At 78.3% G+C, this 6,324-nt stretch carries 3 protein-coding genes; all 3 read left to right on the plus strand.

Going from position 1 to position 6,324, the window contains the following annotated elements; translation table 11 throughout:
* Nucleotides 1–2,675: ATP-binding protein (locus PYV61_RS19195; protein ID WP_275834610.1), on the plus strand; the 2,675-nt coding region annotated here is incomplete at its 5' end.
* Nucleotides 2,676–2,754: 79 nt separating this feature from the next.
* On the plus strand, nucleotides 2,755–5,400 hold the full coding sequence (locus PYV61_RS19200; RefSeq protein ID WP_275834612.1) for an ATP-binding protein: 2,646 nt from the start codon (nucleotides 2,755–2,757) through the stop codon (nucleotides 5,398–5,400).
* Between the two features lie 91 nt (nucleotides 5,401–5,491).
* A partial coding sequence (locus PYV61_RS19205) for a PAS domain-containing protein (RefSeq protein WP_275834614.1) occupies nucleotides 5,492–6,324 on the plus strand: 833 nt, incomplete at its 3' end.

Consider the following 6,324-nt stretch of genomic DNA (forward strand, 5'->3'; position numbering starts at 1 on the left):
TGTCGGTGCTCGGCGGCGCGCTGCGGCGCGACGAGCTGGCGGCGGAGCGCGACCGCCACCGCGCCGACGCCGAGTCGGCGCGGGCCGACGCCGCGCGCGCGGTCGCCCGGACCACGCGCCTGCAGGGTGTCACCGCCGCCCTCGTCCCGCCGCTCTCCCCGGCCGAGGTGGCGCGCGTGATCGTCGAGCAGGCGATGCAGGCGCTCGGCGCGCAGGCGGGCGTGCTCGCGCTGCACGCGCCCGGCGAGGACGCGATGACCGTCGCCCACGCCGCCGGCTTCTCCGAGGCCACCCTCGCGCTCTGGCGGAAGATCCCGCTCACCCCCGACACGCCGCTCGGCGTCGCCGCGCTCTCCGGCGCGCCCGTCGTCGTCGGCTCGTCCGAGGAGCGCGACGCGCGCTTCCCGGCGCTGCGCGCCGCCCCGGTGCAGTTCGCGAGTTCGGTCACCGTCCCGCTCCCCGTCGCGGGGCGGACGCTCGGCGCGCTCGGGCTGTCGTTCGCGGCCACCGGCGCCGTCGTGGCGGCCGACACCGAGCTGATGATCGCCCTCGGCCGCCAGTGCGCGCAGGCGCTGCAGCGCGCCGCCGCGTACGCCGCCGAGCACCAGGCGCGCACCGCCGCCGAGCGCTCCGCCGACCGCACCGCGCAGCTGCAGGCGGTGACGGCCGCGCTGTCGCAGGCGCTGACCACCGAGGCGATCACGCGCATCGTCGTCGACGCGGGCGTGCGCGCGCTCGGCGCCGACGCCGGCAACCTCGCGGTGCTCGACGCCGGCGGCCAGGTGCTGGCCGCGAACTACGCGGTCAACGTCCCCCACGCGGTGGTCGCGCGGTGGGACGGGCTCCGCCTCGACGCCACGGACCCGATGGCCGAGGCGGTGCGCACGCGCGAGGTCGTGCACTACGCCAGCGCCGCCGAGCGGGTCGAGCGGTGGGGCGGCCCGGCGCCGCGCCTCGAGAGCGCGATCATGGTCCCCATTCACGCCGGGGACCGTGCGCTCGGCGGGTGGGCGCTGGCGTGGCGCGAGCGGCGGCTCCCGTCGTGGGAGGAGCGCGCCTTCCTGCGCGCGCTCGGGCACCAGGCCGCGCTGGCGCTGGAGCGCGCGCGCCTGTACGAGGCGGAGCGCTCGACGCGCGACCGGCTGTCGCGCGTGCTCTCGCAGTTCCCCGGGGCCGCCGCGTACCTGGCCGGCCCCGACCTGGTGTTCGAGGCGGCCAGCGAGGCGTACGTGCGCGCCGTCGGCGGGCGCCCCGTGGTCGGGCGCCCGGTGCGCGAGGTGCTCCCCGAGCTGGAGTCGTCGTTCATCACGTTGCTCGAGCGCGTGTTCGCGACGGGGGAGCGCGTGAGCGGCGCCGGCGTGCGCGCGCGGTGGGACCGCGACGGCGACGGCGTGCCCGAGGAGCACGTCGTCGACTTCGTGTACCAGCCGCTGCTCGCCGCCGAGGGGGGCGCGCGCCGCGTCGAGGGGGTCGTCGCGTTCGTGCAGGACCAGACGGCGCGCCACGCCGCCGAGGCCACGCTGCGCGAGCGCGAGACGGCGCTCCGGCTCGCCCTCGACATCGCGGCGCTCGGGATGTGGACGTGGGACCCCGCCACCGGGCTGTTCGACGCCGACGCGCGCTCGCGCGAGCTGATCGGCCTCCCGCCCGACGGGCCGCGCGTCCCGCTCGACCGCTTCCTGGCCGACGCGGTGCACCCCGACGACCGCGCGGCGGTGTGGGCCGGGCTGGCCGACGCGATCGACCCGGCGACGCCCACGCGCCCGTCGCTCGAGTTCCGCGTGCTGCGCCCCGACGGCAGCGAGCGGTGGGCGTCGGCGCTCGCGCGCACCGAGTTCGCCGAGGCGGAGGACGGCGCGCGCCGCCCGGTGCGCGTCACGGGCACGCTGATGGACCGCACCGCGGCGCGCCTGGCCGAGCGGGAGCGCGAGCAGGCGCTCGCCGACTCCGAGCGCGCCCGCGCCGACGCCGAGGGGGCGAACCGCGCCAAGAGCGACTTCCTCGCCGTGATGTCGCACGAGCTGCGCACGCCGCTGAACGCGATCGGCGGCTACGCCGAGCTGCTGGAGCTGGGGATCCGCGGCCCCGTGACCGACGCGCAGCGCGACGACCTCGCGCGCATCCGGCGCAGCGAGCGCCACCTGCTCGGGCTGATCAACGACCTGCTGACGTTCGCGCGGCTGGAGAGCGGCACCCTGCACTACGACATCGCCGACGTGCCCGCGCGCGACGTGGTGCAGTCGGTCGAGGCGTTCGTGGCGCCGCTGGCGGCCGCGCGCGGGCTGTCGCTCGCCGTCGCGCCGCCCGCCGACGGCACGGTGGTGCGCGCCGACGTCGAGCGCCTGCGGCAGGTGCTGCTCAACCTGCTCTCCAACGCGGTCAAGTTCACCGAGCCGGGGGGGCGCGTCGCGCTGCGCGTCGAGGCGCGCGGCGGGCGCACCGCGTTCGTCGTCGAGGACACCGGCATCGGGATCCCCGCCGACCAGCTGGAGCGAATCTTCGAGCCGTTCGTGCAGGTGCGCGGCGGGCTGACCCGCACCCACGACGGCACCGGGCTGGGACTGGCGATCAGCCGCGACCTCGTCCGCGCCATGGGCGGAGACCTGCGGGTGGCGAGCGCGGTCGGGGCCGGGTCGACGTTCGAGGTGCTGCTCCCCCCGGGCGCGGCGCCCTGAGGCGCCCTGAGCGGCCGGCGGTTGCCGGGCGGCGCCCACCGGTTTGTTTCCACCGCGGTCCCGCGCCCGTCACCCGTCCATGACCGCCCGCCCCCCGGTCCCCCGCGCCCCCCGCGCGCCGTCACGCGACGCGTGGTGGACGCTGGGCGCGTGGCTGCTGGCCGCCGCCTGCACCGCCGCGCTCGCGCCGCTGATCACGCGCGCGGTGTTCGTCTTCTTCTGGGGCGCGGTCCTCGTGGCGGCGTGGCGGACGGGGATGCGCGCCGCGGTCGCCGCCGCCGTCGCCTCGATCGTCTTCGTCGACCTGCTCGTCATCCCCCCGCTGTGGCGGCTGCAGCCCCCCGACGTCGGGACGGCGCTGTCCTTCACCGCCTTCCTGACCGTCTCGAGCGCCCTCGGCTGGCTGGCGTCCACCCGCGCGCGGGCGCAGGCGACCGCCGAGGAGCGGGCCCTCCAGCTGCAGGAGCAGGCGGTCGAGCTGGAGGTGCAGGCGGAGAACGCGCAGCAGGTGGCCGAGGAGCTGGAGCACGCGTCGGAGCGGCTGCAGGAGACCGCGACCGAGGCGGAGGAGGCGCGCGAGGTGGCCGAGGCGTCGGGGGACCGCGCGCGGCGCCTCCTCGCGGTGTCGACGCGGCTCGCGCGCGCCGCCACCCCGGGCGAGGTCGCCGACGCGATCCTGGAGGAGGGGCTGGCCGCGCTCGGCGCCGACGCCGGGACGCTGGCGCTGCGGCGCGACGGGCCGGACGGCCCGGAGCTCGAGATCGCGCGCGCGGTCGGCTACCCCGACACGATGGTCGACGCCTACCGCCGCTTCCCGCTGCACGCCGGGCGCCCGCTCTCCGACGCGGTGCTGGCGCGCGAGCCGCGCTGGCTCACGTCGCGCCGCGACTGGGAGGCGCGCTACCCCGAGAGCGCCGCCGCCACCACGGGGCTGCCCTTCGAGGCCTTCGTGGCGATCCCGATCGTCGTCGACGGCGAGGCGGCGGCGGCGTTCAGCGCCAGCTTCCGCACGCCGCGCGCGTTCGACGACGCGACGCGCACCTTCCTGGCGACGATTGGCGAGCAGTGCGCGCTGGCGCTGGGTCGCGCGCGGGCGTTCGAGGCCGAGCGCGGCGCGCGCGAGTTCGCGGGCGGGATCGTCGCGTCGGTGCGCGACGCGTTCGTGGGGCTCGACGGCGACATGGCCTTCACCTTCGTGAACGCGCGCGCCGCCGAGATGCTCGGCCACCCCGCCGACGCGCTGCTCGGCCGGCGTGTGGTGGAGGCGATCCCGGGCGCGGAGCACGGGGTGATCTTCCGCGCCGCGCGGCGCGTGCTGCGCACGCGCGAGGCCGAGACGCTGGAGGCCGACTCGCCGGTGCTCGGCGGGTGGATCGAGGCGCGCCTGTACCCGGCGGCCGGCGGGCTCACGATCTTCTTCGAGAACGTCACCGAGCGCCGGCGCGCGCGGCAGACGTCCGAGTTCCTGGTCGAGGCCACGCGGCTGCTCGGCGCCTCGCTGGCGTACGAGGAGACGCTGCGCGCCGTGGCCCGCGCCGCCGTGCCGCGCCTCGGCGCGCTGTGCGCGGTGGACGTGGTGGAGGACCCGACGCACCCCGTCTGGCCGCCGCGCGTGGAGCGGCTGGCGATGGTGCACGAGGACCCGGCGCAGCTGGCGCTCGCCGAGCGCCTGGCGGCGCGCTACCCGACCGACTGGGGCGCCGAGGTCGGGATGGCGGCGGTGCTGCGCGACCGCGCGACGCTCTTCGTCCCCGAGCTGACCGACGCGATGCTGGCGGGCGGCGCGCGCGACGCCGAGCACCTCGCGCTGCTGCGCGCGCTGCGCCTCGGGTCGATCATCGTCGTGCCGCTCGTCGCGCGCGGCGTCACGCTCGGCGCGCTGACGCTGGGCACCGCCGACGGGCGCCGCCGCTTCACCGAGGCGGACCGCGCGCTGGCCGAGGACCTCGCGGGGCGCGCGGCGGTGGCGGTGGACAACGCGCGCCTGTACCGCGAGGCCGAGCGCGCCCGCGCCGAGGCCGAGGCGGCCAACCGCGCCAAGAGCCAGTTCCTGTCGACGATGAGCCACGAGCTGCGCACGCCGCTCAACGCCATCGCCGGCTACACCGAGCTGCTGGCGCTGGGGGTGCGCGGCGCCGTCACCGACGAGCAGCGCGAGGACCTGACGCGCATCCGCCGCGGCGCCACCGTGCTGATGTCGCTCGTCAACGACGTGCTGAACTTCGCGCGCGTCGAGGCGGGGCAGGTCGAGGTGCGCGTCGAGGAGGTGCCGCTCGGCGCGCTGCTGGCGGGGCTGGAGGCGATGGTCGCGCCGCAGCTGCGCGCCAAGGGGCTCGAGTACGCGCTGCGCCTCCCCGACGCGCCGCCGGTGGTGCGCGCCGACGCCGAGCGGCTGGAGCAGGTGCTGACCAACCTCCTGACCAACGCGGTGAAGTTCACCGACGCCGGCGGGCGCATCGAGGTGAGCTGCGACGCGGACGGCGGCGCGACGGCCGCGGTGCGCGTGCGCGACAGCGGGCGCGGGATCCCCGCCGACCGGCTGGCGCACATCTTCGAGCCGTTCGTGCAGGTGGACCGCCACCTCACGCGCGACAGCCAGCAGGGGGTCGGGCTCGGGCTGGCGATCAGCCGCGAGCTGGCCCGCGCGATGGGCGGCGAGCTGACGGTCGAGAGCGCGCCCGGGGTCGGCTCGACCTTCACGCTGGTGCTCCCGCGGGCGGGGTAGCGGCGGCGAAACGGATGGGGCTGTCGCTCGTCCTCGGGAGCAGCGGCGCCCGCACGCGTGCGCCCCCCGGAACCCGCCCCACCCGCCGCCGATGGCCGTCCCCGCCCAGCCGCCCGACCCCGCGCCCGACGCGGCGCTGCTGGGCGGGCTGCTCGACGCGGCGACCGAGCTCGCGTGCGCGTGCGACGCCCAGGGGCGCATCGTGCACGTGAACCGCGCCTGGGAGCGCGCGCTGGGCTACACGCGCGCGGAGGCCGTCGCGCTCGACCCGGCGGCCATGGTCGCGCCCGACCACCGCGCCGCCTACCGCGCCGCCACCCTCCGCCTGCTGGCCGGGGAGACCGTCGCCGACTTCGCGGCGGTGCTGCTGGCGCGCGGCGCCGACCGCGTGGCCTGCCGCGGGCGCGCCGAGCCGGTGCTGGCCGAGGGGCACGGGGGCGCGCCGCGCGTGGTGGGGACGCGTGCCATGTACCGCGACGTCACCGCCGAGCGCCGCGCCGAGAGCGAGCGGGCGCGCCTGGTGGCGACCGTCGAGGCGACCCCCGACGTGGTGGCCGTGGTGGCCGCGAGCGGGCGGCTCGACTACCTGAACCGCGCCGGGCGCCGGCTGCTCGGCCTCCCCGACCACGAGGCGCCGCCGGCGCGCGCGCTGCAGGCCGCGCTCCCCCCGGCGACGCGCGATCGGCTGCTCGACGAGGGGGTGCCCGCCGCGCTGCGCGACGGCGCGTGGCAGGGCGAGGGGGAGGTGGTCGACGGCGCGGGGATGCACGTCCCGGTGTCGATCGCGCTCACCGCCCTCCCGGGGCTCGGCGCCGGGGAGTCGACGGCGGGCGCGGCCGTGCTGCGCGCGCTGCGCGAGCGCGCGTGGGCGGAGCAGGCGCTGCGCGCGGCGCGCAAGTCGGATCGTAGCCATGTCGTTCTGTG

The organism is Roseisolibacter sp. H3M3-2, from assembly GCF_029211165.1.
Lineage (GTDB): Bacteria > Gemmatimonadota > Gemmatimonadetes > Gemmatimonadales > Gemmatimonadaceae > Roseisolibacter.

What these genes read in the sequence shown, in the direction of transcription:
- PYV61_RS19200 (WP_275834612.1), top strand. Translation starts at nt 2,755, where the DNA reads ATGACCGCCCGCCCCCCGGTCCCCCGCGCCCCCCGCGCGCCGTCACGC.